Source organism: Thermomonas carbonis, from assembly GCF_014396975.1.
Lineage (GTDB): Bacteria > Pseudomonadota > Gammaproteobacteria > Xanthomonadales > Xanthomonadaceae > Thermomonas > Thermomonas carbonis.
Genome location: NZ_CP060719.1, coordinates 650,349 through 676,277, shown reverse-complemented (window position 1 = coordinate 676,277; position 25,929 = coordinate 650,349). Strand labels below are relative to the sequence as shown.

At 65.2% G+C, this 25,929-nt stretch carries 22 protein-coding genes, 1 tRNA gene and 1 riboswitch; of the genes, 9 read left to right on the top strand and 14 right to left on the bottom strand.

The window, feature by feature from the left end:
- Positions 1–6: 6 nt before the first annotated feature.
- The 6 genes from H9L16_RS03205 to H9L16_RS03180 all read right to left on the bottom strand — a co-directional run bounded on the left by H9L16_RS03205 (position 7) and on the right by H9L16_RS03180 (position 5,501).
- Complete coding sequence (locus H9L16_RS03205; protein ID WP_187553152.1) at positions 7–495, bottom strand: nuclear transport factor 2 family protein; 489 nt, start codon at positions 493–495, stop codon at positions 7–9.
- 48 nt (positions 496–543) lie between these two features.
- Positions 544–1,770, bottom strand: a complete 1,227-nt coding sequence (locus H9L16_RS03200; protein WP_187553151.1) for an ABC transporter permease — start codon at positions 1,768–1,770, stop codon at positions 544–546.
- Positions 1,771–1,892: 122 nt separating this feature from the next.
- Positions 1,893–3,194, bottom strand: a complete 1,302-nt coding sequence (locus H9L16_RS03195; protein ID WP_187553150.1) for an ABC transporter permease — start codon at positions 3,192–3,194, stop codon at positions 1,893–1,895.
- A gap of 13 nt (positions 3,195–3,207) precedes the next feature.
- A complete protein-coding gene (locus H9L16_RS03190; protein ID WP_187553149.1) occupies positions 3,208–3,939 on the bottom strand; it encodes an ABC transporter ATP-binding protein in 732 nt (243 codons plus the stop codon).
- A 28-nt stretch (positions 3,940–3,967) separates the two neighbouring features.
- Positions 3,968–4,180 carry a hypothetical protein gene (locus H9L16_RS03185; protein ID WP_187553148.1) on the bottom strand — a complete coding sequence of 71 codons (213 nt, stop codon included), beginning with the start codon at positions 4,178–4,180 and terminating at the stop codon, positions 3,968–3,970.
- Positions 4,181–4,184: 4 nt separating this feature from the next.
- Positions 4,185–5,501 carry an efflux RND transporter periplasmic adaptor subunit gene (locus H9L16_RS03180; protein WP_187553147.1) on the bottom strand — a complete coding sequence of 439 codons (1,317 nt, stop codon included), beginning with the start codon at positions 5,499–5,501 and terminating at the stop codon, positions 4,185–4,187.
- A 148-nt stretch (positions 5,502–5,649) separates the two neighbouring features.
- On the opposite strand from H9L16_RS03180, the gene glmS reads away from it, so the two are divergent.
- Complete coding sequence (gene glmS / locus H9L16_RS03175) at positions 5,650–7,482, top strand: glutamine--fructose-6-phosphate transaminase (isomerizing) (RefSeq protein WP_187553146.1); 1,833 nt, start codon at positions 5,650–5,652, stop codon at positions 7,480–7,482.
- 63 nt (positions 7,483–7,545) lie between these two features.
- Here glmS and H9L16_RS03170 read toward each other — a convergent pair whose 3' ends face one another.
- Complete coding sequence (locus H9L16_RS03170) at positions 7,546–7,773, bottom strand: hypothetical protein (protein ID WP_187553145.1); 228 nt, start codon at positions 7,771–7,773, stop codon at positions 7,546–7,548.
- A gap of 206 nt (positions 7,774–7,979) precedes the next feature.
- Between H9L16_RS03170 and H9L16_RS03165 the strand changes: the two genes are divergently transcribed.
- The gene (locus tag H9L16_RS03165; protein WP_187553144.1) at positions 7,980–9,053 is read left to right on the top strand and encodes a tetratricopeptide repeat protein; all 1,074 of its coding nucleotides are present in this window, start codon (positions 7,980–7,982) and stop codon (positions 9,051–9,053) included.
- Positions 9,054–9,141: 88 nt separating this feature from the next.
- Here H9L16_RS03165 and H9L16_RS03160 read toward each other — a convergent pair whose 3' ends face one another.
- The 3 genes from H9L16_RS03160 to H9L16_RS03150 all read right to left on the bottom strand — a co-directional run bounded on the left by H9L16_RS03160 (position 9,142) and on the right by H9L16_RS03150 (position 12,324).
- Positions 9,142–11,025 (bottom strand): TonB-dependent receptor domain-containing protein, encoded by a 1,884-nt coding sequence (locus H9L16_RS03160; RefSeq protein ID WP_187553143.1) that lies wholly within the window; start codon positions 11,023–11,025, stop codon positions 9,142–9,144.
- Between the two features lie 123 nt (positions 11,026–11,148).
- A riboswitch (cobalamin riboswitch) is annotated at positions 11,149–11,396 on the bottom strand.
- A gap of 59 nt (positions 11,397–11,455) precedes the next feature.
- Complete coding sequence (locus H9L16_RS03155; protein WP_187553142.1) at positions 11,456–11,839, bottom strand: TfoX/Sxy family protein; 384 nt, start codon at positions 11,837–11,839, stop codon at positions 11,456–11,458.
- Positions 11,836–12,324, bottom strand: a complete 489-nt coding sequence (locus H9L16_RS03150; protein WP_187553141.1) for a GAF domain-containing protein — start codon at positions 12,322–12,324, stop codon at positions 11,836–11,838. Before H9L16_RS03150 ends, H9L16_RS03155 begins: the two co-directional genes overlap by 4 nt.
- Before the next feature lie 64 nt (positions 12,325–12,388).
- On the opposite strand from H9L16_RS03150, the gene H9L16_RS03145 reads away from it, so the two are divergent.
- Both H9L16_RS03145 and bioD read left to right on the top strand, forming a co-directional pair.
- Complete coding sequence (locus H9L16_RS03145; protein ID WP_187553140.1) at positions 12,389–13,123, top strand: TMEM175 family protein; 735 nt, start codon at positions 12,389–12,391, stop codon at positions 13,121–13,123.
- Complete coding sequence (gene bioD, locus H9L16_RS03140) at positions 13,123–13,800, top strand: dethiobiotin synthase (RefSeq protein ID WP_187553139.1); 678 nt, start codon at positions 13,123–13,125, stop codon at positions 13,798–13,800. Before H9L16_RS03145 ends, bioD begins: the two co-directional genes overlap by 1 nt.
- Positions 13,801–13,993: 193 nt before the next feature.
- Here the strand turns inward: bioD and H9L16_RS03135 are convergent, their stop codons facing one another.
- The gene (locus tag H9L16_RS03135; RefSeq protein ID WP_187553138.1) at positions 13,994–17,176 is read right to left on the bottom strand and encodes an efflux RND transporter permease subunit; all 3,183 of its coding nucleotides are present in this window, start codon (positions 17,174–17,176) and stop codon (positions 13,994–13,996) included.
- Between the two features lie 102 nt (positions 17,177–17,278).
- The gene (locus tag H9L16_RS03130; protein WP_187553137.1) at positions 17,279–18,469 is read right to left on the bottom strand and encodes an efflux RND transporter periplasmic adaptor subunit; all 1,191 of its coding nucleotides are present in this window, start codon (positions 18,467–18,469) and stop codon (positions 17,279–17,281) included.
- Between the two features lie 193 nt (positions 18,470–18,662).
- Between H9L16_RS03130 and H9L16_RS03125 the strand changes: the two genes are divergently transcribed.
- Complete coding sequence (locus H9L16_RS03125; protein ID WP_187553136.1) at positions 18,663–20,924, top strand: patatin-like phospholipase family protein; 2,262 nt, start codon at positions 18,663–18,665, stop codon at positions 20,922–20,924.
- Between the two features lie 116 nt (positions 20,925–21,040).
- Here the strand turns inward: H9L16_RS03125 and H9L16_RS03120 are convergent, their stop codons facing one another.
- On the bottom strand, positions 21,041–21,430 hold the full coding sequence (locus tag H9L16_RS03120) for a phasin family protein (RefSeq protein WP_187553135.1): 390 nt from the start codon (positions 21,428–21,430) through the stop codon (positions 21,041–21,043).
- Positions 21,431–21,573: 143 nt separating this feature from the next.
- Positions 21,574–22,149, bottom strand: a complete 576-nt coding sequence (locus tag H9L16_RS03115; RefSeq protein ID WP_187553134.1) for an RNA pyrophosphohydrolase — start codon at positions 22,147–22,149, stop codon at positions 21,574–21,576.
- Positions 22,150–22,278: 129 nt separating this feature from the next.
- Here H9L16_RS03115 and H9L16_RS03110 point away from each other — a divergent pair.
- From H9L16_RS03110 to zorA, 4 genes are all read left to right on the top strand, one after another.
- A tRNA-Met gene (locus H9L16_RS03110) sits at positions 22,279–22,355 on the top strand.
- A gap of 175 nt (positions 22,356–22,530) precedes the next feature.
- On the top strand, positions 22,531–23,049 hold the full coding sequence (locus H9L16_RS16370; RefSeq protein WP_325065071.1) for a tyrosine-type recombinase/integrase: 519 nt from the start codon (positions 22,531–22,533) through the stop codon (positions 23,047–23,049).
- Entirely contained in the window at positions 23,046–23,768 is a 723-nt protein-coding gene (locus H9L16_RS16365; RefSeq protein ID WP_425507224.1) for a tyrosine-type recombinase/integrase, read from the top strand. The genes H9L16_RS16370 and H9L16_RS16365 overlap by 4 nt, the downstream gene beginning before the upstream one ends.
- Before the next feature lie 275 nt (positions 23,769–24,043).
- Complete coding sequence (gene zorA, locus H9L16_RS03100; protein WP_187553133.1) at positions 24,044–25,927, top strand: anti-phage ZorAB system protein ZorA; 1,884 nt, start codon at positions 24,044–24,046, stop codon at positions 25,925–25,927.
- Positions 25,928–25,929 lie beyond the last annotated feature (2 nt).

The window sequence follows — 25,929 nt, the reverse complement described above, 5'->3', positions numbered from 1 at the left end:
CGCTGCTCAGGGCGCGGCCGGGTTGGGCCGATGACCGTAACTCAGCACGCGCGTGATCTTCCAGCCGCCGTCCTGTTGGCGCCACACGATTGTGAAATCGGCTTCGCCTTCGCAGCGTCCGCTGTCGACCCGGCAGAAGCGATGCACGCCGCGCGAGATGGCGCCGAACCCGCTGACCGGATACACCTGCATGCTGCCGGCGACCAGCTCGCGCGTGTAATGGCCGCAGGCATGTTTTGCGGTGTTTTCGATCATCGCCTCGCGGGTCCAGGTGACGCCGCCGGTGTCGTGGTAAAACTCGACGTCCGGCGCGAAATGGTCGGCATGCGCCTGCAATTGCGCGGGCTCGCTGCAGCGGTTGAAGGCATCGAACACCGCGCTGTCCAGCGCGGCGATGGTGTCGTGCAAGGACGCCGGCTGCGGGTTGGCGGCCGACGCCGCGAACGCCATCGTGGCGAACAGGGCGATGCCGCATCGGCGAACGACGTGGTTCATGGGGATCCCGGGAATTGCATGCGGTGATTGTAGGCGGGCGGCGAAGGATCAGACCGAACGCGTGGCGATGGCGGGCGGCACCGATGCTGCCTTGCGTGCCGGCCAGAACACCGCGACCTGCCCCAGCAACCACAGCGCGACCGCACCGATCGGCAGGTAGAACAGCGGCAGCCGTGGCAGTTCGTACTTCGCCATCAGCAACTGGTTGATCCCGTAGGCCATCAGCATGCCGAGGACGATGCCGGCGCTGGCCAGCAGGAAGTTCTCCACCTGGAAGTAGCGCAGGATCTGCCCGCGGGTGGCGCCCAGCGCGCGCCGCACGCCGATCTGCTTGGTGCGTTGCTGCACCCAGAAGCTGGCCAGGCCGACGATGCCGAGCGCGGTCACCAGCATCAGCGCGGCGATCACCACCACCAGCATCCACGCCATCGAACGATCCTGCTCGAAGAAGCCCGCACGGATTTCGTCGAAGGTGTCGTTGTTGACCACCAGCGTGTTGGGATCCGTCTTCTTGAGTGCGACGACAGCCGCCTTGAGCACTTCCGCGCGACGCCCGGGTTCGGTGCGCAGGATGTAGTGCAGGCCCGGGCCGTACTCGCGCAGTGCGAAGATCATCGCGTACGGTCCTTGGCCGACACTGTTGGGCCGCGCCAGGTCCTCGATCACGCCGATCACCGCGGTCGGCGATTCACCCCAGCTGTAGAAGACCTTGCCCAGCGGGTTCTGGCCCGGGAACATCTTTTCGGCCATCGAGCGATTGATGATCGCGCCGGGAATGCGTGCCTGGTCGCCGGACTTCTCGAGCACCGCCATGTCCTGGTATTCGTCGGCGGTGAAATCGCGGCCCGACACCAGCCGCAGGCCCATGTTTTCCAGCAAATTGCCTTCGTCCAGGTAGACGGTGGCGTTGAGCGTGCTGTGTTGCTGCTCGTCGCTCAGGCGCACGCCGCTGTTGTTGCTGGAGCCGCCGAACGGGATCTGGTTGGCGATGCCGGCGCTCTTCACCCCCGGCACCTTGCGCAATGCGTCGAGGTACTCGCGGGTGATCGACGTGTTCAGCGCATCGTCGCCGGACAGCTGGCGCATGCTGGCGGCCTGGATGCGGACCAGCTCGGTTTCGGCGATGCCGCTCGGCATGTTCATGCGATCCATGCGTTCGCCGATCAGGAACAGCGCGTTGCAGATGATCGCGCAGGACAGCGCGATCTCCAGCACGATCAGCGTCGCCGCGATCTTGTGGCGCATCAGGGTGGAGAGGATGGGGCGGAATTCCATGATGGTGCTCCGTATCTTTTGCTCGTCATTCCCGCGAAGGCGGGAATCCAGCTTTTGAATGTCTTGAGGGGCAAGGCCTGAAGAGCTGGATCCCCGCCTTCGCGGGAATGACAGTTCTGAGTTCATTGCGACTTGAGTTGGATCGCAGGTGCCACCTGCATCGCCCGCCACGCGGGCAACACGCCGGCGAGCAGGCTGGCGAGCACGGCCAGCGCGAAGGTCGACAACAGCATCGAGCCGTCGAGGTGGGCGAGCGAGGCGTAACTGGCCGGTTGCTGGCGCACCGCCCATAGCCCGAGCAGGGCGAGCACCAGCCCCAACAGACCGCCGGCCACGCCGACCGTGCCGGCTTCGACCAGGCATTGCTTGAAGATCTCGCTGCGGGATGCACCCAGTGCGCGACGTACGCCGATCTCGCCGCTGCGGCGCAGGAACTTGGCCAGCAGCAGGCCCACGGTGTTGACCAGGCAGACCAGCAGGAAGCCGAACGCCAGCCACAGCTGCAGGCGCACGTCGCCGGGCACGACTTCGTTGAACTCCATCAGTTCCATCACGTTGCGCAGGCGCACATTGGTCGGACGCTCGTACCGCCCGGCCTTGCGCTGCTGGTCGGAGTAGTTGACCAGGTAGTTCCTGTAGTCCGCGGCCTTCGCCGGGGATTCCAGTTCCACCCAGTACTGCAGCCAGGCGCAGGGCGCGGTGAGCGAACGGCTGTCGCCGCCGGAATCGCCCCAGCAGTTGGTGCTGCCCTGGGTGCCCATCTTCAGGTCGCGCGAGGTGCTGAAGGGCAGGAACAGGCCCTCGGTGGTGTCGTACTGGTCGTTGTAGAGATCGTAGAAGCGCGGCACCAGTCGCCAGGCATCGAGCACGCCGATGATGCGGAAGTCGTTGCCATCGATGCGCAGGGTCTTGCCGGTGCTGTCCGCGCCGCCGAACTGCTTGTCGTTGGTTTCCTTGCTGAGCACCGCGACGCGCGCCTTGCCCTCGTCCTCCGCAGCGGTCCAGCCGCGACCGTATTTCAGCGGCACGTCGAACATGGCGAAGAAATCGCTGCTGGCGTAGCGGGCGTCGGTGAACTCCGGTGCCGCGCCTGGCTTTTCCGGAGTGATCACCACGTTGCCGCCGTTGGTGATGACCTGGCGCAGTCCGCGTTTCTGCGCCAGCAGCGCTTCCGAATCGAAGCGGGTCATCTGGTTCTGCGGCTCTTCGCCGGGCCGGTAGCCCTGCATGGTTTCCGGATCGAGCTGCACGTAGAACAGGCGGTCGCTCTTGTCGGGGATCGGATCGCCGGACAGCACATGGAACACGGTCAGCGTAGTCATCGATGCGCCGATGCCCAGCGCGATCGCCAGCACCATCAGCACGGTGAGCGCCTTGTTGCGCTTGAAGCTGCGCACGGCGAGGTTGAGGTAATAGCCGAACATGGGCGTGGCCTGCTCAGGCGAGGTGGGAAGTGGTGGCGTCGGCACTCGATGCCGGCGTGCGCGCCAGCCCGGGTTCCAGCGACAGGTCGGTGGCCATGCCGTCGACGATGTGCACGTTGCGTTGCGCGCGCGCGGCGAGTTCCGGGTCGTGGGTGACCATGATGATCGTGGTGCCCTGCTGGTTGATGTCCTCCAGCAGCTCCATCACGCTGCGTGCCATCTGCGAATCCAGGTTGCCGGTGGGCTCGTCCGCCAGCAGCAGTCGCGGGCTGCCCGCCAGTGCACGCGCGATCGCCGCGCGCTGTTGCTGGCCGCCGGAGAGTTCCGCCGGGTAATGCTTGATCCGCGATCCCAGCCCGACCATGCCCAGCGCGTCCTCGATGCGCAGCTTGCGTTCGCTCGCCGGCATGCCGCGGTAGCGCAGCGGCACATCGCAGTTGTCGAACAGGTTCAAGTCGGGGATCAGGTTGAAGCCCTGGAAGATGAAGCCGATCTTCTGGTTGCGCAGCTTGCTGCGTGCATCGTCGTTGAGCCCGCGCACATCCTGTCCGTCCAGGCTGAAGTGGCCGTCGGTGAAGGTTTCCAAGAGGCCGGCGATGTTGAGGAAGGTGGTCTTGCCGGAACCCGACGGGCCGGTGACGGCGACGAACTCGCCTTCGCCGACATGCAGGTCGAGCGAGCGCAGCGCATGCGTCTCGACGAGTTCGGTGCGGTAAACCTTGGTGACTTGGCGCATGTCGAGCATGGCGAGGTTCCTTGCGTGGAGGGCGTGATCAGGAAATGCGGAAGCGCGGCGGCATTGCGGCGTTCGCACGGTAGTGGTGCGCGATGCGCAACTGCTCGCGCGACGCGTTGGCGGCGACCAGGTCGCCTTGCAGGCCGGCGGCATCGAAGGCGATCGCTTCGTGCAGGCGCAACGGCACCGCCTCGGCGAGTTGCTCCGGGGTCCAGTTGAAGGCGTTGGGGAGGGCGACGAATGCGTTCATGGGTTCAATTTCCCGAGATGCGGACGCGGTCCGCGTTGTCGAACTGGTCGGTGCCCGAGACGACGATGCGGTCGCCGGCCCTGAGTCCCGAAACGATTTCCACGGCGTCGAGGCTGGACGCGCCGGCCCGGATCGGTCGACGCACGGCGGTGTCGCCGTCCACCACGTACGCGGTGCTGCCGCCTTCCTGCTCCAGGAACGGGCCGCGCTCGACCATCAGCACGTCCTTGCGGGTGTCCATCACGATGCGCACCGACAGGCGCTGGTTCTGCCGCAGGCCCGGCGGCTGCTTGCCGTCGGCGAAGCGCACGCGTGCGGTGACTTCGCCGTTCACCACTTCCGGCGAGACCGCGGCGATCTCGCCGGCGAATTGCGCGCCGTTGCTGGTGATCTGCGCCGGCATGCCGATCGCGAGGTCGCGGGCGAAGCTCTCCGGCACCTTCATTTCGATCTCGAAGCGGCTCAGGTCGACCACGCTGAGCACCGGCCCGTTGGCGATCACGCTGGTACCCTGCGGCACCTGCACCTGGCCGACCTGGCCATCGAACGGCGCACGCAGGGTCAGCGCTTCGACCTGCCGGCGTTGTTCGGCGACTACCGCGCGCTGGCGGTCGGCCAGCAACTGCTTGTTGCGTGCGTCCAGGCCGGCGCCACGGCTCTGCAATTCGAAATCCTTGCCGGCCGCGGCCAGGCCGATCTCGGCTTTCTTCATGTCGTCCTGCGCGCGCGCCAGGTCGTTCTGCGGCACCGCGCCGCCATCAAAGGCACGCTGGTAGCGTTCGAGATCGCGCATCGCCGCTGTGCGTTCCACCGTGGCCTGGTCCAGCGACTTGCGCGCATTGGCACGCATGATCTGCGCATCGAGGAGGGCGCGGCTGGCCTCGGCCTCCATGCTCGCCAACGACGACTCTTCCTGCACCAGCTTGCTGCGCAGTTCCGGGCTGTCGATCACCGCCAGCGCCTGGTCCTTGGTGACTTTGTCGCCGGCGACGATCTGCAAGGTCACCGTGCCGGCGGCGATCGCATACAGGGTCGGGCTGTTGGCGGCGATGACACGGCCGTCGGCGCTGAGGTCGCGGACCAGGTCGCCGCGTTTCACCTCGGCGATGCGCAGGCGCGCGGCGTCGTACGAACGCCCGCCACCCAGCCAGCCCGAGGCGATCCAGCCGAACAGGGCGATCAACACCACGCCGGCGATGGCGCCCACCAGCCAGCGGCGGCGGTTCGGGTTGGCAGGCGCGGCGCGCACCTGGTCCTGGCCGGCAGTGTCGCGGATGCGATTGCGGTCGGGGCTGCGGTCGGAAGGAAATTTGTTGTCCATGCCGTGTACAGCGCAACAAGCGTGCCAACTGCAAGCTGTTGATTCCAAAGGACTTGAAGTGCGTCCACGGTGTCCGTCCGGACGCCGGCCGCGTCCGCGCGGACACCGGCCCCGTTACACTTCGGCATCGATAACGGAGTTGCCCTGCATGTGTGGAATCGTTGGTGCCATCGCCCACCGTGACGTGGTGCCCTTGCTGGTCGATGGCCTCAAGCGCCTGGAATACCGCGGCTACGACTCCGCCGGCATCGCGGTCATCGACGGCGATGCGGTGCGCCGCGTGCGCCGCACCGGCCGCGTGACCGAGATGGAAGCCGCCGCGCTCGCCGAAGGCTTCGACGCGACGCTCGGCATCGGCCATACCCGCTGGGCCACGCATGGCGGGGTCACCGAAGGCAATGCGCATCCCCACATCAGCCACGGCGACCTCGCGCTGGTCCACAACGGCATCATCGAGAACCACGAGGCGCAGCGCGAACGCCTGCGCGCGCTCGGCTACGAGTTCACTTCGCAGACCGACACCGAAGTGGTCGCCCACCTGATCCACCATTACCGCGCGCAGGGCCTGGGCCTGTTGCAGGCGCTGCAGAAGGCCGTCAAGGAACTCGAGGGCGCGTACGCACTCGCGGTGATCGATCGCCGCGACCCGTCCACGCTGGTCGCCGCGCGGATGGGTTGCCCCTTGCTGGTCGGTCTGGGCGAGGGCGAGAACTTCGTCGCATCCGATGTGTCCGCGATCCTCTCGGCGACGCGCAAGGTGATCTTCCTGGAAGAAGGCGACACCGCCGAACTCACCCTCGGCGGCGTGCGCGTGTTCGACGCCGACGACGTCGAGACCGCACGCGACGTGCATCTCTCCGACGTATCACTGGCCTCGCTGGAACTGGGCCCGTACCGCCACTTCATGCAGAAGGAAATCCACGAACAGCCGCGCGCGATCAGCGACACCCTGGAGGGCATCGTGGATGCCGGCGGCTTCGATCCCACGCTGTTCGGCACCAACGCCGCCGAGGTGCTGGGCGATATCGAATCCGTGCAGATCCTCGCCTGCGGCACCAGCTATTACGCCGGCCTGACCGCGCGTTACTGGCTGGAAGACATCGCCCGCATTCCATGCGCGGTCGACATCGCCAGCGAGTATCGCTATCGCAAGGTGGTGGCCAATCCGAAGCAGCTGATCGTCACCATCTCCCAATCCGGGGAAACCCTGGACACGATGGAAGCGCTGAAATACGCCAAGTCATTGGGCCAGGACCGCACCCTGTCGATCTGCAACGTGCCGGAAAGCGCGATCCCGCGCGCCAGCAAACTGGTGTTCTACACCCGCGCCGGCGCGGAGATCGGCGTGGCCTCGACCAAGGCGTTCACCACTCAACTGGTGGCGCTGTTCGCGCTGACCGGCGTGCTGGCGAAACTGCGCGGCAGCATCGATGACGCGCAGGAAGCGGCATATGTCGATGACCTGCGCCACCTGCCCGGCAGCGTGCAGCACGCGCTGAACCTGGAGCCGCAGGTCGCGGTCTGGGCGGACAAGTTCAGTCCGAAGCAGCACGCCTTGTTCCTCGGCCGCGGCCGGCATTATCCGATCGCGCTGGAAGGTGCCTTGAAGCTCAAGGAAATCTCCTACATCCACGCCGAGGCCTATCCGGCAGGCGAGCTCAAGCATGGTCCGCTGGCATTGGTCGATGAAGACATGCCGGTGGTGGTGATCGCCCCGAACGATGCGTTGCTGGAAAAAGTGAAATCCAACATCCAGGAAGTGCGCGCGCGCGGCGGCGAGATGTTCGTGTTCGCCGACGCCGACAGCCATTTCGGCGAATCGGAGGCCGTGCACGTGATCCGCACCCCGCGCCACGTCGGCGTGCTGTCGCCGATCGTGCACACCATTCCCGTGCAGTTGCTGGCGTATCACACCGCATTGGCCCGCGGTACCGACGTCGACAAGCCGCGCAACCTGGCGAAGTCGGTCACGGTGGAATAAGTCTTGCGCGGGCCGCGCGCCCGCGCGATCGACCACCCGCTCAGCGTCTCGCGATGCGTGACGTCACTGGCTGCCGTGCACGCCCTGCACGATATCGCGGGCGTTGGCGCGCGATTCGACCTCGTACAGCCGCCACAGCATCCACGTGTTCGCGAGCAGGGTGAGGCCGACGAACGCGGCCGCGATGAACGTGTAGCTCGGCGTCTTGCGCCTGGTCGCGCCGCAGTGGAGGCAGGCAACCGCCAGCGTGCTGATTTGGGCCTTGCATTCCTTGCAGATCACCATCGTCATTGGTCTGTTCCCCGGTATGCGTTGAAGGCGAGGGCACCCTGTGGCCCCTGCTTGTCTGGATGTGTCGCCCCTGTCGCAGGCCGCGTGGCCCGCGCCTGAAACCTCGCACAGATCATTAGGGTCGTTCCTCTAAATCGGCCGTCTGGCGGGCGCATACTGGGCCCGCTCCCCGTTGCTGGATCGCGCGCGTGCCGGGAGGAGGAACGATGCTGCGGGCCTTCTGCTTGTTGCTGTTCTTGCTTGGCTGCGTGAGCGGCCCCGATGCCCTTGCAACCACTGGGCGCGCGAACCCCGTCGAAGCGGCGATGGCCTTGCCGGACGAGCTGCACCGCATGTTGCCGGCCGACGTGGTCGATCACCGGATCGACGACGCGATCCGCGTGCAGGCACTGGTCGATTTCATGATCGCCGACGACGGCCTGGCCTTGCGTTACCAGGAGCAGCCGACCCATGGCATCGCCGAGAGCTTCGCGCTGCGCCGGGTCAACTGCCTGTCGTTCACCATGATGTTCATCGCGATGGCGCGCGCATCGGGCATCAAGGCGTTCGCGCAGGCCTCGGACGACGCGCTGTCGATGCGCATGCAGGATGGCACGCTGTTCCGCGCCACCCATGTCAATGTCGGCGTGCTGATCGATGGCGCGCGCCATTCGGTCGATGTCGGCTGGCGTGGGGTTGCGGTCGGGCGCAAGCCGCTGCGCATCTCCGATGCACGCATGATCGCCCTGTTGCACAACAACCACGCGGTCGAGCGACTGCTGCAGGGCGAGTCCGCCGCCGCCAGCGAGGCGATTGCCGCGGGATTGGCGCTCGACGCATCCAGCGCGACGATCTGGAGCAATGCCGGCGTGGTGCATGCGCGCGCCGGCCGTCGCCAGGAGGCGAAGCGCGCCTACCTGCGTGCGCTCACCCTGCAGCGCAACCACGTGGGTGCGCTGACCAACCTGGTCGGTTTCCATCGCGCGCAAGGCGACGCTGCGCAGGTCGCCATGTACGAAAAGCGCCTGGCGCGCGCGCAGGCCTTCGATCCGTTCTCGCAATTCCTGATCGGGCAATCGCGCGCGCAGGCGGGCGTGCCGGCCGACGCCGTTGCCCACTATCGCCGTGCCATCCGCATGCTGCCGGACGAACCGCGGTTCCATCGCAGCCTGGCCGAGGCCTACCAGGCCCTGGGCGACAACGCGGCAGCACAACGCGCGCGCGATCGCGCGCTTCGCCTGGAAGCGAACCAGGAGGCGCAGCGCGGCATCCGCAAGGCCGATGCTTCCGGCCCGGGTTGAGCGGTTCGTTTCGCGATGCAAACAAGCAGGGCCCGACATCCATGCCGGCCCCCTGCGTCCTTGCGCAACCGCTCCGCAAGCGAATGGCTCAGTCCGGCTGCCAGCGCAGGCTGAGGGCGAACTCGCGGCCGGGCTGCGCGTACCACGCGCTGGTCTGGTAGTCGCGGTCGAAGGCATTGACCAGATTGGCCTGCAACGTCCAGTCGGACGCGAAGCGCCAGGACACGCGCGCATCCACGGTGCCGTAGCCACCGACGCGCAAGCCGTTCGCCACGTCGTCCCAGCGCGCGGCTTCGGCGATGCCGCTGAGGCCGAAGCCCCAGTCGCCGATGTCGCGATCCAGGTCGAGGCGCGCACTGCGTTGTGGACGTCGTGCCAGCCGCTTGCCGTGGTTGGTACCGGGGCTGAGGTTGCGTGCGTCGAGCGTGCCGATCTGGCCACGCACGTCCCAGCCGGCCAGTTGCGTGGTCGCGACCAGTTCGACGCCGCGGATGCGTGCTTCCTCGATGTTGACGGGCATGAAGTCCGTGGAGCTCCAGGCGATCAGGTCGTCCACGTTGGTCTGGTAGGCGTTGGCCTGCACATGCCAGCCATCGCCGCTGCGCGCCAGCGACAGTTCGCTGCTGCGCGAGGATTCCGGATCCAGGTTCGGGTTGCTGGAACCGGGGTAGTACAGCTCGTTGAAACTCGGGGCCTTGAACGCGGTGGCATGGCTCGCGGTCACGCGCCAGCCGTCGCCGAAGCCCATGCCCCAGGCGATGCCGCCGGTGCTGTGACCGCCGAACTGGTCGTTGTCGTCGCGGCGCGCGCTGAGTTGCAACTCGTGCACGCCGAACGTGCCCTGATACTGCGCGAACAATGCGCGATTGCCACGCGATTCCGCGAACGGCGACCACGGATCGACCACGTTCGCACGGTCGCGCAACCAGTCGAAGCCGGCGGTCACCACGTGCCCGGCCGCGACGGTGAAATCGCCCTGCAGGTTCGCGCTGTCGCGCGTGGTGTTGTAGCGATTGGCGAACGTGCTGCCGCTGTAGTTCTCGGAGTCGTCGGTGTTGCGGCCGGCGGTGAGCTTGAGCGCCAGCGCATCGGACGGCGACCAGCGCACGCTGCCGCCGACCACTTGCTGGACGATGTCGGAGTTGTCCTGATAGTCGCCGTCGTAGTCGTTGTGGCCTTCGGTGCGGAATGCGCGGGCATCGAACTGCCATGACTCGTTCGGTGCGAAGTCCGCACGCACGGTGGCGCTGTTGTTGCGATAGCCGTCGCGGTCCAGATGCGTGCCCGGGACGATGAAGCAACCGGCACCTTGCCAAGTATCCGGGTCGTAGGTCCCGGTGCAGGCATTGATGCCGTCGGTGGATTGATGCGCCACGTCCACGCCCACGCCGCCGCGTGCGCTGCGCAGGTCGACGCCGGCCGAGGCCTCGCGCAGGCCATGGCTGCCGGCCGCGATGCGCCCGCGCCCGTGCACGCCTTCGCCGCCCGCACCGCGACGGGTGAACACCTGGATCACGCCGCCGATCGCATCCGCGCCATACAGCGACGAACGCGGCCCGCGCACGATCTCGATGCGCTCGATCTGCGAGAGCGGGATGTCCTGCAGCGAGGTCAGGCCCGAGGTGGACGAACCCACGCGGATGCCGTCGACCAGGAACAGGGTGTGGTCGGATTCGGTGCCGCGCAGGAACAGCGTGCTGAGCTTGCCCATGCCGCCCTGGTTGACGATGGTGATGCCGGCGCGACCGCGCAGCAGTTCCGGCAGCGACCGCGCGCTGCTGGCATCGAGTTGTTCGCGATCGATCACTTCGACCGCGGCCAGCGCGGCATCGGCGGTGGTCGCGGTGCGGGTGGCGGTGACCACCAGGTTGTCGAGGTCCTTCGCGTCATCGCGCTGCGCAAAGGCGAGCGACGGCAGGGACAAGGCCAGCGCGAGTGCGCTGAAACGAAGCGAGGTGTTGCAGGATTTCATGACGGTTCTCCGGCGCGCACGCCCGCGCGCCCAACAGGAAGGGCGGCTGCGACACACACGGGAACGGAGACGGGCGATGCAGGAAAACGACATGCGCGACGTCGCGCAATGCCCGCCGCATCGCAACCAACAGACTTCAAGGCCGGTCTCCGGGCTGGCGAGCGGAACGATGACCAGCGTGGCCGTCGTTCCCGCCTGACGCCTTCCCATGCCGCATCAGGACGATGCACGCACAGTGGCCGATGCCAGGGTTGTCTCGCTTACCGTTGCGGGGGCAGCGCCGGACTGGATGCGCAGAGCGCGTCGTCACCGGCTTCCCGTTTCAATCCGCGGGCGAAAGCCGTTGGATCACCTTGAAGCGCGCGCAGTGTACGCAGCGCGGTGCCGGATGCGCAAAGGAAATCTGGGAAGCAACCAGCGCCCGCGGGCTTTACTCGGAAACGTTCGGCCCACCACGGTCGTCATCGAACAGACCGAACGCGGGCATGCTGGTGTCTTCGTGCTGGGTGGTGGTCACCGGTCCGGCCGCGGGGCGCCCGCGGGGCGGCGGCAGCAGGGCGATGGCCGCTTCGGCTGCCTGCACCAGCTCGGTGCGGCGCGATTCGGGTACTTCCTGCCAGTGGCAGTCCTGCAACGCGCCTTCCAGCGAATACAGCAGGTTGAGGCTGGGCTTGAAGCCGGCGCGGCGCACTTTCATGAAGGCATCGACGGCACCGATCGCGGCCACGTCTTCCAGCGAACGCAGGCCGACCTGGCGCAGCCAGGCAGCGGATTTCGGGCCGATATTGCGCAGCTTGGGCGCGGATGTACTCACTGCAACGACTCCAGGAACGCCTTGGCGATTGCCTCCAGGCCTTGCTGGTCTTCAACGGAAAAACGCGCGTGCAACGGACTGTCCAGATCGAACACGCCGATCAACTCACCCTCCGCGCTGACCAACGGCACCACCAGCTCAGAATTGCTTGCCGAATCGCAGGCGATGTGGCCCGGGAACGCATGCACGTCCTCGATCCGCTGGGTTTCGCGGGTGCTCGCGGCCGCGCCGCACACGCCCTTGTCCAGCGGGATGCGCACGCAGGCCGGCAGGCCCTGGAACGGACCGACGACGAGTTCATTGCCGTCGTAGAAATAGAAGCCGACCCAGTTCAGCCCGGGCAGCGCGTGGTAGACCAGCGCCGACAGGTTGGCAGCATTGGCGATGCGGTCGCGTTCGCCATGCAGGAGCGCGCGTGCCTGCTCCAGCAACTGGGCGTACTGCTCCGGCGTGCTGCCGGTGAGGGTGATCGTCGAGAAACTCATGGCCGCAGTGTAGCAACCGCGTCGTGGCGGATTAACATCGACCCCGAAACCACGGGAACACACGATGGATCTGTCCAAACTTCCTGTCGAAGGCGGCGTGCGCCAGCGTGGCGAGCAGGTCACCCGGCTGGAAACCTTCGTCGACGCCGCGTTCGCGTTCGCGATGACCTTGCTGGTGGTGTCGTTCGATGCGATGCCGGACAGCTTCGCCGAGCTCTACGACGCCTTGCGGCGGCTGCCCGCATTCCTCGCCGGGTTCGCGATCCTCGGCATGTTCTGGCAGGCGCACCATCGCTTCAGCCGCCGCTTCGGGCTGGAAGACAGCACGATCGTCTTCGCCAGCATGCTGCTGGTGGCGGCCACGCTGTTCTACGTGTACCCGCTGCGGATGGTGATGTCGGCGGCGATGGGCTTCTTCACCGGTGGCTGGGCGCCGAGTGAGTTCAAGGTACAGAGCTTCCTGGAATTCCGCCTGATCTTCGTGATCTACGGTGTGGGTTTTGCGATCCTCGCGGCAATCATCGCGTGGATGAACCTGCATGCCTTGCGCAAGGCGGATGTGTTGCAACTGGATGCCGCCGAGCGCCTTGCGGCGACATCCGAGGTGATATTGAACGTGGTGCTGATCGCCTGTGCGACGGCCTCGGTCGCGGTGGCGCTGCTGATCCCGCCGCACATCGGCTGGATGCAGGCCCTGCCGGGCGCGATGTATGGCCTTCTGGGCATCGCGATGCCGGTGCTCGCCATCCGCCATGGCCGGCGTATCCAGGCGCTGGCCGACCAGCGCGACGCAGGCTGATGTTCTCGGTCTACGTCAGCGGCACCGATACCGGCATCGGCAAGACACTCGCCAGTTGCACCTTGCTGCATGCATTGCGTGGTCATGGCCTGCGCGTGGCCGGAATGAAACCGGTCGCCAGCGGTTGCGCGCGCATCGATGGCGAATGGAAAAACGAGGATGCGTTGGCGCTTCAGCATGCGGGTGAATCAGGCATCGCCTACGCGGACATCAATCCGTTCGCGCTGGAACACCCCCTTGCACCGGAGTTGGCCGCACGCGACGCTGGCATCGAAGTCGCATTGCCGCCGATTCTCGCTGCGCATGCGCGCCTGGCGGAACACGCGGATGCCTTGATCGTCGAAGGCGTGGGCGGCTGGGCCGCACCGCTGTCGGCATCGCTGATGCAGGCGGACCTGGTGCGTGCGTTGCGCGTGCCGGTGCTGCTGGTGGTCGGCTTGCGGCTGGGCTGCCTCAACCATGCGCTTTTGAGCGCGCAGGCGATTGCCGCGGATGGCGCACATCTTGCCGGTTGGATCGCCTCGCACGTGGATCCGGACATGGATCGCGTGGACGACAACATCGGCATGCTGCGCGCGCGGATGCCCGCGCCCTGCTGGGGCGTGTTGCCGCATGTGCCCGATGCGGATCCGGCGCAGCTTGCGTCGCAGTTGCGGATTCCGATGCTGGCGGAATGACGCGCAGCAGTCTTGCCTTGGCGGGGTAGCGTTCGCCGCTTAGGCTCCGCATCCGGCTCCGATGCGCGGCCGCGCGCCATCCATGGCGCGCTCGAACGCTACCCGCCAAGGCAAGAATGCCCACGCATCGGTGAGGCTGAAAATGAAAAACGCCCGGTTTCCCGGGCGTTTTCGTCGAGACGTTGCGGCGCGATCAACCCTGCTGCGGTTCCGGCGGCGGCAAGGTTCCGGTTTCGCCATCGATCACCTTCTCGTGGTCGCGGTCGTGCGCATGGTCGCGTGCCAGGTACAGATAGAACGCAGGCAGCACGAACAGGGTGAACAGCGTGCCGATGGTCATGCCGGACACGATCACCACGCCCATCGAGAAGCGCGAGGCCGCACCCGGGCCCTTGGCGATCAACAGCGGCACCATCGCGAACACCAGTGCCGCGGTGGTCATCAGCACCGGGCGCAGGCGGATGCCGGTGGCTTCCTCGATCGCCTCGCGCTTGGACATGCCCTGTTCCTGCAGCTTGTTGGCGAACTCCACGATCAGGATGCCGTGCTTGGAGATCACGCCGACCAGGGTCACCAGGCCGACCTGGGTGTAGATGTTGATGCTCATCCCCGGGAAGGCTTCGATGCCGGCGATCTGCAACACGTTGGCCAGCAGGGCCAGCACATTGAGTGCGAGCAGCGCACCGCAGATCGCCATCGGCACGGTGAGCAGCATGATCAGCGCATCGCGGAAGCTCTCGAACTGCGCGGACAGCACCAGGAAGATCACGATCAATGCAAGCGCCAGGGTCATCAGCATCGCCGAGCCCTCCTGCTTGAACTGCCGCGACTCGCCGGCGTAGTCCACCGAGTAGCCCTGCGGCAGGACTTCCTTGGCGGCCTGGTCGAGGATCGCTAGTGCCTCGCCCTTGCTGACGCCCGGACGCGGGGCAAAGGTGAGCGACACCGCGTTGAGCTGCTGGAAGCGCTTCAGCGATTGCGGCTGCGTGCTTTCGGTCAGGGTGACGATGGTCGACAACGGAATCAGCTCGCCGCTGCGGGTGCGCGTGTAGTAATTGTCCAGCGCGCTGGCGTTGAGGCGGTCGCTGCGCTGCACCTGCGGGATCACCAGGTACGAACGGTTCTGCATCGCGAAGCGGTTGGAATAGCCGCCCGACAGCATCGCCGCCATGTCCGCGGCCAGCGTGCGCATGTCGATGCCGAGCGTGGCCGCCTTGTCGCGATCCACGTTGACCTGGATCTGCGGCTTGTCGATCTTCAGATCCTTGTCCAGGAAGATGAAGCGCTTGCTCGCCATCGCCTTCGCCAGGATCTGGTCGGCGACATCGGCCAGCTGGCTCAGGTCGCCGACGCCGCCGATGATGAACTCGCCGCCGCCGGCACCCCCGCCCGCGCTGGGCAGCGAAGGTGGCACCAGCGCGAACACGTTGAGGCCGGTGACCTGCGACAACTTCGGTTGCAGGTCCTGCTGCAGCACCTGGTTGGTCGAACGCGTGCGCTCGCTCCAGGGCTTCAGCACGAAGCCGGCCATCGCGCTGGGACTGGCACCACCGCCGCTGCCGCCGAAGCCGCCGTTGAACAGGAAGTAGTCCTGCACTTCGGGGACGGTCTTCAGCATCCTGGCGATCTCATCGGTGTAGCGCTCCACGTAGTCGAGCGTGGCGGTGGGGTCGGCGCTGGCGATCGAGAAGATGAAGCCCTCGTCCTCCAGCGGCGCTTGTTCCTTGGGCGCGCTCGTGTACAGGAAGCCGCAGCTCACCAGCACGATGGCACCGAACGCCGCGATCACCGCCCTGGTGTCCAGCGCGGTGTGCAGCTTGCGCTGGTAGCCCAGGCGCAGTTTCTCGAACTTCTCGTCGAGCCACGCTTCCAGCTTGCCCTTGGGGTGCTCGGGATCGTGCGCCTTCAAAATGCGCGAGCTCAACATCGGGGTCAGGGTCAGCGCGATCACGCCGGACAGCAGCACCGCGCCGGCCAGGGTGAACGCGAACTCGGTGAACAGCACGCCGGTCAGGCCGCCCTGGAAGCCGATCGGCAGGTACACCGCGATCAGCGTTGTCGTCATCGCCACCACCGGCCAAGCCAGTTCGCGCGCGCCGCGGATCGAGGCGTCGAGCGGCGTCATTCCCTCCTCGATATGTCGGTGGATGTTCTCCAGCACGATGATCGCGTCATCCACGACGATCCCGATCGCCAGCACCATCGCCAGCAATGTGAGCAGGTTGATGGTGAAGCCCATCAGCAGCATCAGGAACAGCGCGCCGATCAGCGACAGCGGGATGGTCACCGCCGGAATCAGCACACTGCGCAGCGACCCCAAGAACAGGAAGATCACCACGATCACGATGATCATGGCTTCCACGATCGTGCTGATGACCTCGTTGATCGCGTCCTGGATCGCCTCGGTGCTGTCGTACGGGATGGTCGCCTTGATGCCCTGCGGCAACTGCGGGACGATCTCGTTGTCCCAGGCCTTGCGGACTTCCTTGATCACGTCCAGCGAGTTGGCATCGGGGGCGACGAAGATGCCCATGAAGGTCGCCGACTCGCCGTTGATGCGCACCGAGGTGCCGTAGCTCTCGGATCCCAATACCACGTCGGCGATGTCGCCCAGGCGGACGATCGCGCCGTCCTGTTCGCGCACCACCAGCTTGCGGAATTCCTCGGCGTTGCGCAGGTCGGTGCGCGCGGTCATGTCGATCGCGACCATCTGGCCCTTGGTCGAACCGACCGCCGCCAGCACGTTGTTCGACGACAGCGCGGTCGACACATCGCTGGCGGTGACCTTGTACGCGGTCATCCGATCCGGCTTCAGCCAGATGCGCATGGCGAAGGTGCCGGCGCCCAGGATGTCCGCGCGCTGCACGCCGTCGATGGTCACCAGCTTCGGCTGGATGACGCGATTGAGGTAGTCGGTGATCTGGTTGTTGTCCAGCGTCTCGCTGGCGAACGACACATACATCGCCGCGATCTGCTGGCCCTGCTGCAAGTCGATCACCGGTGCTTCGGATTCGGCCGGCAACTGGCCGCGCATCTTGTTGACCTTGGCCGAGATCTGGGTGAGCGCCTCGTTCGGATCGCGATCCAGCTGGATGTAGGCCTGGATGCTGCTGATGCCGGCGGAACTGGTCGAGGTCAGGTAGTCGATGCCCTCCGCGCTGGCGATCTCGCGCTCCAGCGGGGTGGTGATGAAGCCCTGGATCAGGTCGGCGTCGGCACCGAAGTACGTGGTGCTGATGTTGACCACCGCGTTGCGCATCTCCGGGTACTGGCGCACGTTCAATTCGCTGAAGGCGCGCAGGCCGAACAGCAGGATGAACAGGCTGACGACCAGCGCCAGCACCGGTTTCCGGATGAAGAGATCGGTGAATTTCATGCTTTTGTTCTCCCGCTCGGCCGCGTGCGGCGAGGGTCGGTGGGACGCCCGGTGATCCACCGGGCGTTCGACGATTCAGGCGGTGCGATCAGCGCTGGCGCATCAACGGTTTTCAGGCGTCGGACTGGCATCGGCCGACGGCTGGATGGTGTCGTTGATGGTGACTTCGGCATCGTTGCGCAGCTTCAGCAGGCCGCTGGTGACGATCTGCTCGCCGGCCTTCAGGCCCTCGGTGACCACGATCAGGTCGCCCTGGGTCGCGCCGGTCTTGATGAAGCGCTGGGTGACGATCAGCTTGTCGCCGGTCAGGTCCTTGCCCTGCATGTCCTTCTCGCCCGGTTTGCGCGCGGTCTTGCTGATCACGAACACCGCATTGCCGTACGGGTTGAAGCTGACCGCGGTCTGCGGGATCACCAGTACGTCGCGCTCGCCACCCATCGCAAACGTGATCTTGGCGAAGCTGCCCGGGCGCAGCGCGCCGTCCGGGTTCGCAAAGGTCGCCTGCGCCTTGAAGTTGCGCGTGCTCGCATCGACCAGCGGCTCAACCGCGGTCACCCGGCCCTCGAACGCCTGTCCGGGCAGGGCATCCACGCTGGCGCGCACCGCGGTGCCTTCGATCATCTTGCCGATCTGCTGCTCCGGCAGGCTGAAGTCCAGGAAGATCGGATCCAGCTGCTGCAGGCTGACCATCGCCGCGCCCGGGGCGACGTACTGGCCCAGGTTGACCTTGCGCAGGCCCAGCACGCCGGAGAACGGTGCGCGGATGGTCTTCTGCGCGATCAGCGCGCGCTGTGCCTCGACCTGCGCACGCGCGCTGGCGGCGGCGGCAACGCGCTGCTGCACGTCATCCAGCGAGACCAGCTTGTCCTTGCCCAGCTGCTGCCAGCGCTGCGCCTGCACGCTGGCGAGCTTGGCGGAGGTTTCCAGTGCGTTGAGCGTGGCTTCCTCGTTGGCGGTGTTCAGGCGGAACAGCACGGTGCCGGCGGAGACACGCTGTCCCGGTTCGAACTCGATCGCGCGGATCACGCCCCCGGCCTCGGTGGTGATGTCGGTGCCGTTGATCGCGACGAAGGTACCCACCGCCTCGCCGTTATCGGTCCAGCGCTGGGTCTTGGCGATGTAGGAACTCACCGCGACGGCCGGCTGCGGCATGTTGTCGAAGAAATCGTTCGTCTGCTTGGCGAAGATCGCCTTGATCGCGAACACGCCGCCGAACACCACGGCCACACCGACCAGCATCAGGACCCAGCGAAGGGTGGGGTTGGGTTTGCGCTTGGCGGGTGTCTTGGACATGGGGGAGGCCTTGATCGTGGCGATATTGAACTGTTCAGTGCAATATTGTGCCCGGGAGATGAGTAGGGCGCAATCGTGACCGACGGCATGGTTGCGTTTGCATGCGTGGTAGTGACGCATGGCGATCGCCGTTTTCGACATCCACCGGGCGATGGATAGAGTGCGAAGCAGGGGCAGCATGGGAGCAGGCGGAATGGGGACACAGCGGCGTCGCACATGGCGAGACGCAGGCAATCGGCTGGCGCTGGCGATTGCGATGGCCGGCATGGGCGCGATGTCCAATGGCGTCAACGCGGCTCCACCCGTGCAACTGCAACCGGACTGCGTGGGTGTTGTGTTGGGCGGCGGCGGCGCGCGCGGCATCGCCCATATCGGCGTGCTGAAAGTGCTGGAGCGCGAACGCATCCCGGTCTGCGCGCTCAGCGGCACCAGCATGGGCGCGATCGTCGGCGGCCTGTACGCCACCGGCTACGACGCCGCGGAACTGGAGAAGATCGTCGGCAGCATCGATTGGGCCGGCATGTTCGTCGACGACCCGCCGCGCCCGGAACTGCCGATGGATCGCAAGGACGAGGAATTCCGCCATCTGCTCGACCTCGAGATCGGCTATCGCGACGGACGCCTGGGTTTCCCGGTGGGCCTGGTGCGCGGGCAGAAGCTCATGCTGCTGCTGCGCAGGCTGACCCTGTCGACCTGGCGCGCCGAGGATTTCGACGCGCTGCCGATCCCGTTCCGCGCGGTCTCCGCCGACATCGTCACCGGCAGGAAGGTGGTCTTCGACGACGGCGACCTGGCGCTGGCGATCCGCGCTAGCATGTCGGTGCCGGGCGCGTTCGCACCGGTCAAGGTCGGCGACCAGTTGCTGGTCGATGGCGGCATGGCCGAGAACGTGCCGATCGACGAGATGCGCGCGATGGGCGTGCAGCGGATGGTCGTGGTCGATGTCGGCTCGAAGCTGCTCGGGCAGGAAGCACTGACCAACCCGGCGGTGATCCTCGACCAGATGATCACCGCGCTGATGACCGAGAAGACCGAACGCAGCCTGGCCACGCTGGATGCCGATGACGTGCTGATCCGCCCCGACCTGGGCGACATCACCTCCGGGCAATTCAACCGCACCACCGAAGCGGTCGCGGTCGGTGAGCGCGCCGCCGAGGCACTGCTGCCGCAACTGCGCCGCTTTGCGGTGTCGGCGGAGCGCTACGCGGCGTTGCGCGCGGGCCAGCACCGGCGCGGTTTCGACCCTGGCCTGCTCGCCTTCCTAGATGTAGAGCCGGGGCACACGCCATCGGCCACGCGCCACGTGGCCTGGGCCACCGAGGGGCTGGTCGGCAAGCCATTCGACGTGGACAAGGTCGAACATGCGGTCAGCCGCGCGTACGGCGATGGGCGCTTCGAACAGATCGGCTATCGCCTGGTCGAACGCGACGGACAGGCCGGGCTGGAAGTGATCCCCACGCAGAAGCCATGGACTGCCTTCGGTCGCATCGGCCTGCAACTGGACGACAACTTCAACGGCCGCAACAACTACTTGCTGTCGGCGGAACTCACCTTCAACGACGCCAACCGCATCGGCGGCAAGTGGCGCAACCTGCTGCAACTCGGGCGGGTGACCGGGCTGCGCTCGGAATTCGTGCAGCCATTCGGCGAGGCCGGCGCGTTCTACCTCAAGCCGGCGCTGGAAATCCGCGCGGATTCGCTGCCGTTGTCGGTGGACGGCGAACAAGTCGCCGAGTACCGGCTGGTGCGCCGGCAACTGGATCTCGAGGCGGGCTATTCGCCGTCGCCGCACTGGCGGGTCGGCGTGGCGGCGATCGGCGGCAGGGATCGCGCACGACGGATCGTCGGCGACTCAACCACCTTCGCGGGCGGTTCCGAGAGTTTCGCTGGCGCGCGAATCAATGCAACGTGGGATTCGCTGGACAGCGTCAGCTTCCCGGCCAAGGGACTGCGCGCCACGGCCGAGCTGGTGTCCCTGCATCCGTGGGGCGGCACCACGCTGGATGGCGAGGTCGCGAGGATGTCGCTGGACTGGGCGCACTCCTGGGATCGCTACCACCTGCTGCTGGGCACGCGGCTGGCCAGCGCGTTGCAGGACGACGGTTTTTTCCAGGCGCAGACGTTCCTGGGCGGCTTCCTCAATCTGTCCGGCTTCGGCGAACGTTCGCTGGTCGGCAACCAGGCGGCGCTGGCGCGCGCGGTGCTGTACCGGCGGGTCGGCGACACCACCCGCATCTTCGCCATGCCGATGTTCGTCGGCGGCAGCCTGGAGGCCGGCAACGTCTGGGATCGCCGCGATGCGGTGGATTTCGGTTCGCTGATCGCTGGCGGCAGCCTGTTCACCGGCTTCGACACCCCGCTGGGCCCGATCTTCCTGGGCTATGGCCGCAACCAGACCGGTGCCGATTCCTGGTACCTCAGCTTCGGCTCGCTGCTGCGGCAGGAGCCGAAATGATCGCCCGCGGCGGATATTCTCCGAGGCAATAAAAAACCCGGCAGACGAGCTGCCGGGTGGGGGGTCGCAGGGCCCGAGGGAGGGAGCGTGCCCTGCGATCTAACGCGGTGACGCGATTACTTCTTCGAGGCGGCCTTGGTGACCTTCTCGACTTCGGCCGTGGCCTGCGCCGTGGCCTTCTCGAACTGGCCCTTGGCCAGCGCGCCGATGGCTTCGTTGGTCTTCACGGTGTTCGCGAACACTTCCTGCGCGGTGCCCAAGCTGCGCTCGGTCGCGGCGCGGGCGATCTGCACGCCCTTCGGCATCACCGACTTGAAGCCTTCGACGTCACGGACTTCGATGAGCTCGTTCCAGAAAGCGAACGCGGCGCTGGCGTTCTCTTCGAACGACGCCATCTGCAGGCCGAACGCCTTTTCGGCATTGGCGAACGCGAGACGGTTGGCATTGGCGGCAACGTCGGCGAACTGGCTGGTCGCCTTGGAGAACTGGTCGTTGAACTGATACATGGCGGATTCCTGCTTGGTCACGCCGGCAGGGATTGCCGGTTTGTGCGGTGCACCATATCGCTGATGATGTTGCGGTGCAACATCGAGCCGACAGACGGCAATCTGCGGTTCATCTTCGCGGCAGCAGTGGCGTGCGGCGCGGCTCAGCCGGTACTGCCGCGCCTGTTGCCCAGCAGGACGGGTCGGCCGGGCATCGTCGTCGGTGCGAGATCCGCGGCCGGATGCGGCACCGCATCCAGACCGGCCACCGCGCGCGCGAACGGTGCCAGGTGGCTGAGCGCGCGCGCATACACGCTGCGCTTGAACGTCACCACGTGCGCCATCGGGTACCAGAAATCGACCCAGCGCCAGCTGTCGAATTCGGGCTTGTCGGTGAGGTCGAGCCTGAGGTCGCCGTCGCCGCCGCGGAACCGCAGCAGGAACCACACCTGTTTCTGGCCGATGCAGACCAGCCGGTCCTGGCGGCGCACCGCCCGTGCCGGCAAGCGATAACGCAACCAGCCAGGCGTCACCCCGAGCACGTCGACGTGCTCGGGGAGCAGGCCGGTTTCCTCGCGCAGTTCGCGATACATCGCCTCCAGCGGGGTCTCGTCGGTATTCATCCCGCCCTGCGGGAATTGCCAGCCATCCCGGTGCACGCGGCGTGCCCAGAACAGCCGTCCATCCTCGTGCATCAGCACGATGCCCACGTTGGGGCGAAACCCGTCCGGATCGATCACGATCGGACTCCGAGAAGCCGGGGCAATGCCCTGATGTTTCGACTCTGCCAGCGCGGCAGGCAGTGGGCAAGCAATGCGGTGCGGATTGACGTGCTGCCCCGGGGCATGAATAATTCCGGGTTCTGCGCCGGCTATGTAGCTCAGCCGGTTAGAGCACAGCACTCATAATGCTGGGGTCGGTGGTTCGAGTCCACCCATAGCCACCATAAACCAGTCCGCGCAGAGCCAAGAAAGTCCAAAAACCCCTGAGAAATCAGGGGTTTTTCTTTGCCCGACGTCCGATGGAGACCAAGGCCGCCCACTGGAATACCGTCAGCTTTGACGGTAACGTTGACGGTAAGGGGAGTCGCTCGATTCCAGTTACCGTCAGAGGGGTTCGGCATGGCGCTTAGCGATGTTGCCATCCGCAAGGCAAAGCCTTGCGCAAAGCCAGCCAAGCTGGCGGACGGGGGCGGTCTCTACCTGCTCCTGAGGCCTGACGGGGGCAAATGGTGGCGGTTCGACTACCGGCGGCCTGTCACCGGCAAGCGGAACACGCTGAGCTTGGGGACCTACCCCGACACCGGCTTGGCAGACGCTCGGGCAAGGCGTGACGCAGCCCGCAAGCAGATCGCAACCGGCATTGATCCGGGCGAGAACCGCAAGGCTGAGAAGGCCGCAGGTCTGGAGCGGGCGGCCAACAGCTTCGAAGTGCTCGCCAGAGAATGGCTCGCGGTGCGCAAGCCGGGCTGGACAGACAAGAACTTCGAGAAAGAGCAGGGCAGGCTGGAAAATCACGCCTTCCCATTCATCGGAGGGAGGCCGGTGGCGGCATTGGGGGTCGCCGACATCCGCCCCTCATCGAGCGTCTGTCCAAGGCCGGTCATCTGGAGCAGGCACATCGACTCCGGTTTCAATTGAGTCGTGTGTTTAAGTTCGCGGTTGCGACTGCCAGAGCAGAGCGTGACCCGGCTGCGGACCTAAGCGAGGCGCTGCCGTCTCGCCGCGATATGGTGAAGCAGAGGTATCCCACGATCACGGATCCAAAGCGGGTCGGTGACCTGCTGCGGGCGATCGACGGATTCGGTGGCACCTTTCCGGTTGCCTGTGCCCTGAAACTAGCCCCTCTGTGGTTCTGCCGACCTGGCGAGATCCGTATGGCTGAGTGGGCGCAATTCGACCTTGACGGCGAGAACCCGGCTTACAGGGTGCCCCCAGCAATCCGGAAGTTACGCAAGAGAGAGAAGGAGCATCCAGACACGGCGCCGCACGTGATTCCTCTGTCCAGCCAAGCCATCGCTATTCTGAGAGAGCTACACGTATTGACTGGGCGAGACCGATTCCTTTTTCCCGGGGCCCGAGATCAGAAGCGGCATATGAGCGACGGCGCCATCAATGCTGCGTTGGCGCGCATCGGATTCAAGGACGAAATGGTCGGGCATGGCTTCCGCCACATGGCGTCGACGCGGTTGCGAGAGTTGGGTTGGCCACGTGAAGCAGTTGAAGCGCAGTTGTCGCATAAGGTTGGCGGCACGGAAGGCGTTTACAACATGGCCGAGTATTTACCCAAGCGCCGAGAAATGATGCAAGCGTGGGCCGACTATCTAGATACCTTGAGGGGGGATGGAAACACTAGCTAACGGCTGTCGCTACATTACCAATTGCTTCAAACAGGCATACGAAGAGCAGAAGTCGCTGCTGAAATATTGCATTTGCTCTTTTCACGACGAGCTGCATCGAACTTAGTATGCAAAGTCCTCGATGGGGTCTATCACGTCCAATGGATCCAAGCGAGCGATCTCATGGCCGATGTCCCGGACCGACCCGCAACCCCCTAGAATCGAAGTTTGTCCCCATCTACCGCTAAGGCGGTAGATGGGGAAAACGGCACCAAGGATTCTAGGGGGAGTCTTACATGCTGGGGTTTTGGTCTCACTTGACGGGAACCGCATTTATTGCGGCACTCAGTTCCATTTCAGTTCTTCTGATCGTTCACTTCCTGTGGCAATACGTCATACGTGGCGTTCGCCTGCGCAGAGAGCTCAAAGGTCTCGCGCAGCAGGTCAGCTCCCTTTCGGGGCAATCACACGATCAACTCCGATCCAAGCTCAGCTCCCTCTTCAAGGGAAGCCAGGTTGCGCATGCGTGGATTGAATACAACGACACGTTGCACGAACAGTTTGACGTCGTGAACGGCGAACGCCGATTGAATGCCATTCGGGCCACGGTTTCGGCCGATGCATTCATCAACCTCGAGTCGACAGTTGATCCCCGTATTGGCGCCGAATACTTCAAACACCTGCCAGGGCTTTTCACCGGTTTGGGGATCATTGGGACGTTCAGTGGGCTAATCGCTGGTCTGGTCGGATTCAAGCCAAATGTGGAAGTAGATGCCCTGAAAGTCGGCTTGGGCGATTTGTTCAAGCACGTCGAGGGAGCGTTCTATTTCTCCGCGGCCGCGATCAGCTTGGCGATGCTCGTGACCCTGGTAGAAAAATGGCTCTACTCGTCCTGTGCCAAGTGGGTCGGAGAGATTACGGTTGGGCTCGATAGTTTGTTCAAGTCTGGCGTGGGGGAGGAGTACCTTTCGGATCTGCTCCGAGCTTCGCAAGACAATGCAACCCAAACCAGGCAGCTCAAAGAAAGCATGATTGAGGACCTCAAGGTCCTTTTGACCAATTTGACTGAGCGGCAGATCGATGCTTCTCAGAGAATGTCGCAGGAAATTGGCCAGCACATCGTTGGAGGCCTGAAAGAGCCATTGTCCAGTCTGGCTGAAACCGTGCGGCAGGCAAGTGGTCAGCAAGCTACAGCAGCAAGCCACGTTCTCGAGAACCTGATGGCGGCTTTCATGGCGCAAATGAAAGAGTCGGTTGGCGGTCAGATGGGGGACCTCAGTACGCTCATGCAGCAAACCGCGACATCAATGAGTGCGGTCGAAGCTTCGATGCGCTCCCTGATCGAGGACATGCGCCGTACCAGCAGTGAGTCAACGTCGGGGATGCAGACCACTGTTCAAGGCTTGATTGCTGCCATGGCGGAGCACCAGCGTGAGCAGTCAGTGGCGATACAAGGGAGCACGGACGACCTGCTGCAGCGCGTGGAGAATACCGTCCAGAAGTTGGCAAGTCGCCAAGAAGAGATGGGACAACGTACCGAAGCAAGCGTCTCGTCGGTGGTGTCGGCGATGAGCGAGCGGGTCAATGCCTTGGCCGCTGCCAACGAGCAAACGCACGCAAGCGCTGCTCAGACGATTGCAGCTCTGGGGACAGCTTCTGATCAGACGATTGAAAAGCTAACGGCCGGCGCGGCGACTGTTGCAACTGCAGTTGCATCTGTGCAGCAGGCAACGCAGCAATTAGGTCAGCTTGCCCAGCGCTTCGGCGAGATGCAGTCGGCGTTTATTTCGTCTTCTGAGCAAATGACCACCAGTGTCAATGTCCTGGGTTCTGCCAGTCAGGCATTGAATACAACCACCACGGCAATGGGCACCGCGGCCACAAGGTTGGAAGCAGTTGCGCACTCCGCGATGGTCGAGGCTGACGCACGAGGAAAGCTTCTGCTCGACCTGAATGCCATGGCTGAGCAGTCCCGCAATGTGGGTCTCCAGTTGGCCTCACTCAGCGAGGATGTGGGAGAGCACCTTGTCAAGAATGTTGAGGTGTTCGGCGGAAGCGTGGCAAAGGTGCTGTCACAGCATTTGTCGGACTATCAGAAGCAACTGGCCGACGCCGTCGGAATGCTGAAAGATGCGATAGAGCAGCTAGCTGAATCGGTTCTCGATACGGACGACGACTGATT

What these genes read in the sequence shown, in the direction of transcription:
- H9L16_RS03190 (WP_187553149.1), bottom strand. Translation starts at nt 3,939, where the DNA reads ATGCTCGACATGCGCCAAGTCACCAAGGTTTACCGCACCGAACTCGTC.
- H9L16_RS03120 (WP_187553135.1), bottom strand. Translation starts at nt 21,430, where the DNA reads ATGTATCAGTTCAACGACCAGTTCTCCAAGGCGACCAGCCAGTTCGCC.
- H9L16_RS03145 (WP_187553140.1), top strand. Translation starts at nt 12,389, where the DNA reads ATGGATCTGTCCAAACTTCCTGTCGAAGGCGGCGTGCGCCAGCGTGGC.
- H9L16_RS03180 (WP_187553147.1), bottom strand. Translation starts at nt 5,501, where the DNA reads ATGGACAACAAATTTCCTTCCGACCGCAGCCCCGACCGCAATCGCATC.
- zorA (WP_187553133.1), top strand. Translation starts at nt 24,044, where the DNA reads ATGCTGGGGTTTTGGTCTCACTTGACGGGAACCGCATTTATTGCGGCA.
- H9L16_RS03200 (WP_187553151.1), bottom strand. Translation starts at nt 1,770, where the DNA reads ATGGAATTCCGCCCCATCCTCTCCACCCTGATGCGCCACAAGATCGCG.
- H9L16_RS16370 (WP_325065071.1), top strand. Translation starts at nt 22,531, where the DNA reads ATGGCGCTTAGCGATGTTGCCATCCGCAAGGCAAAGCCTTGCGCAAAG.
- H9L16_RS03150 (WP_187553141.1), bottom strand. Translation starts at nt 12,324, where the DNA reads ATGAGTTTCTCGACGATCACCCTCACCGGCAGCACGCCGGAGCAGTAC.
- H9L16_RS03185 (WP_187553148.1), bottom strand. Translation starts at nt 4,180, where the DNA reads ATGAACGCATTCGTCGCCCTCCCCAACGCCTTCAACTGGACCCCGGAG.
- H9L16_RS03205 (WP_187553152.1), bottom strand. Translation starts at nt 495, where the DNA reads ATGAACCACGTCGTTCGCCGATGCGGCATCGCCCTGTTCGCCACGATG.
- H9L16_RS03170 (WP_187553145.1), bottom strand. Translation starts at nt 7,773, where the DNA reads ATGACGATGGTGATCTGCAAGGAATGCAAGGCCCAAATCAGCACGCTG.
- bioD (WP_187553139.1), top strand. Translation starts at nt 13,123, where the DNA reads ATGTTCTCGGTCTACGTCAGCGGCACCGATACCGGCATCGGCAAGACA.
- H9L16_RS03125 (WP_187553136.1), top strand. Translation starts at nt 18,663, where the DNA reads ATGGGGACACAGCGGCGTCGCACATGGCGAGACGCAGGCAATCGGCTG.
- H9L16_RS03160 (WP_187553143.1), bottom strand. Translation starts at nt 11,025, where the DNA reads ATGAAATCCTGCAACACCTCGCTTCGTTTCAGCGCACTCGCGCTGGCC.
- glmS (WP_187553146.1), top strand. Translation starts at nt 5,650, where the DNA reads ATGTGTGGAATCGTTGGTGCCATCGCCCACCGTGACGTGGTGCCCTTG.
- H9L16_RS03165 (WP_187553144.1), top strand. Translation starts at nt 7,980, where the DNA reads ATGCTGCGGGCCTTCTGCTTGTTGCTGTTCTTGCTTGGCTGCGTGAGC.
- H9L16_RS03130 (WP_187553137.1), bottom strand. Translation starts at nt 18,469, where the DNA reads ATGTCCAAGACACCCGCCAAGCGCAAACCCAACCCCACCCTTCGCTGG.
- H9L16_RS03135 (WP_187553138.1), bottom strand. Translation starts at nt 17,176, where the DNA reads ATGAAATTCACCGATCTCTTCATCCGGAAACCGGTGCTGGCGCTGGTC.
- H9L16_RS03195 (WP_187553150.1), bottom strand. Translation starts at nt 3,194, where the DNA reads ATGTTCGGCTATTACCTCAACCTCGCCGTGCGCAGCTTCAAGCGCAAC.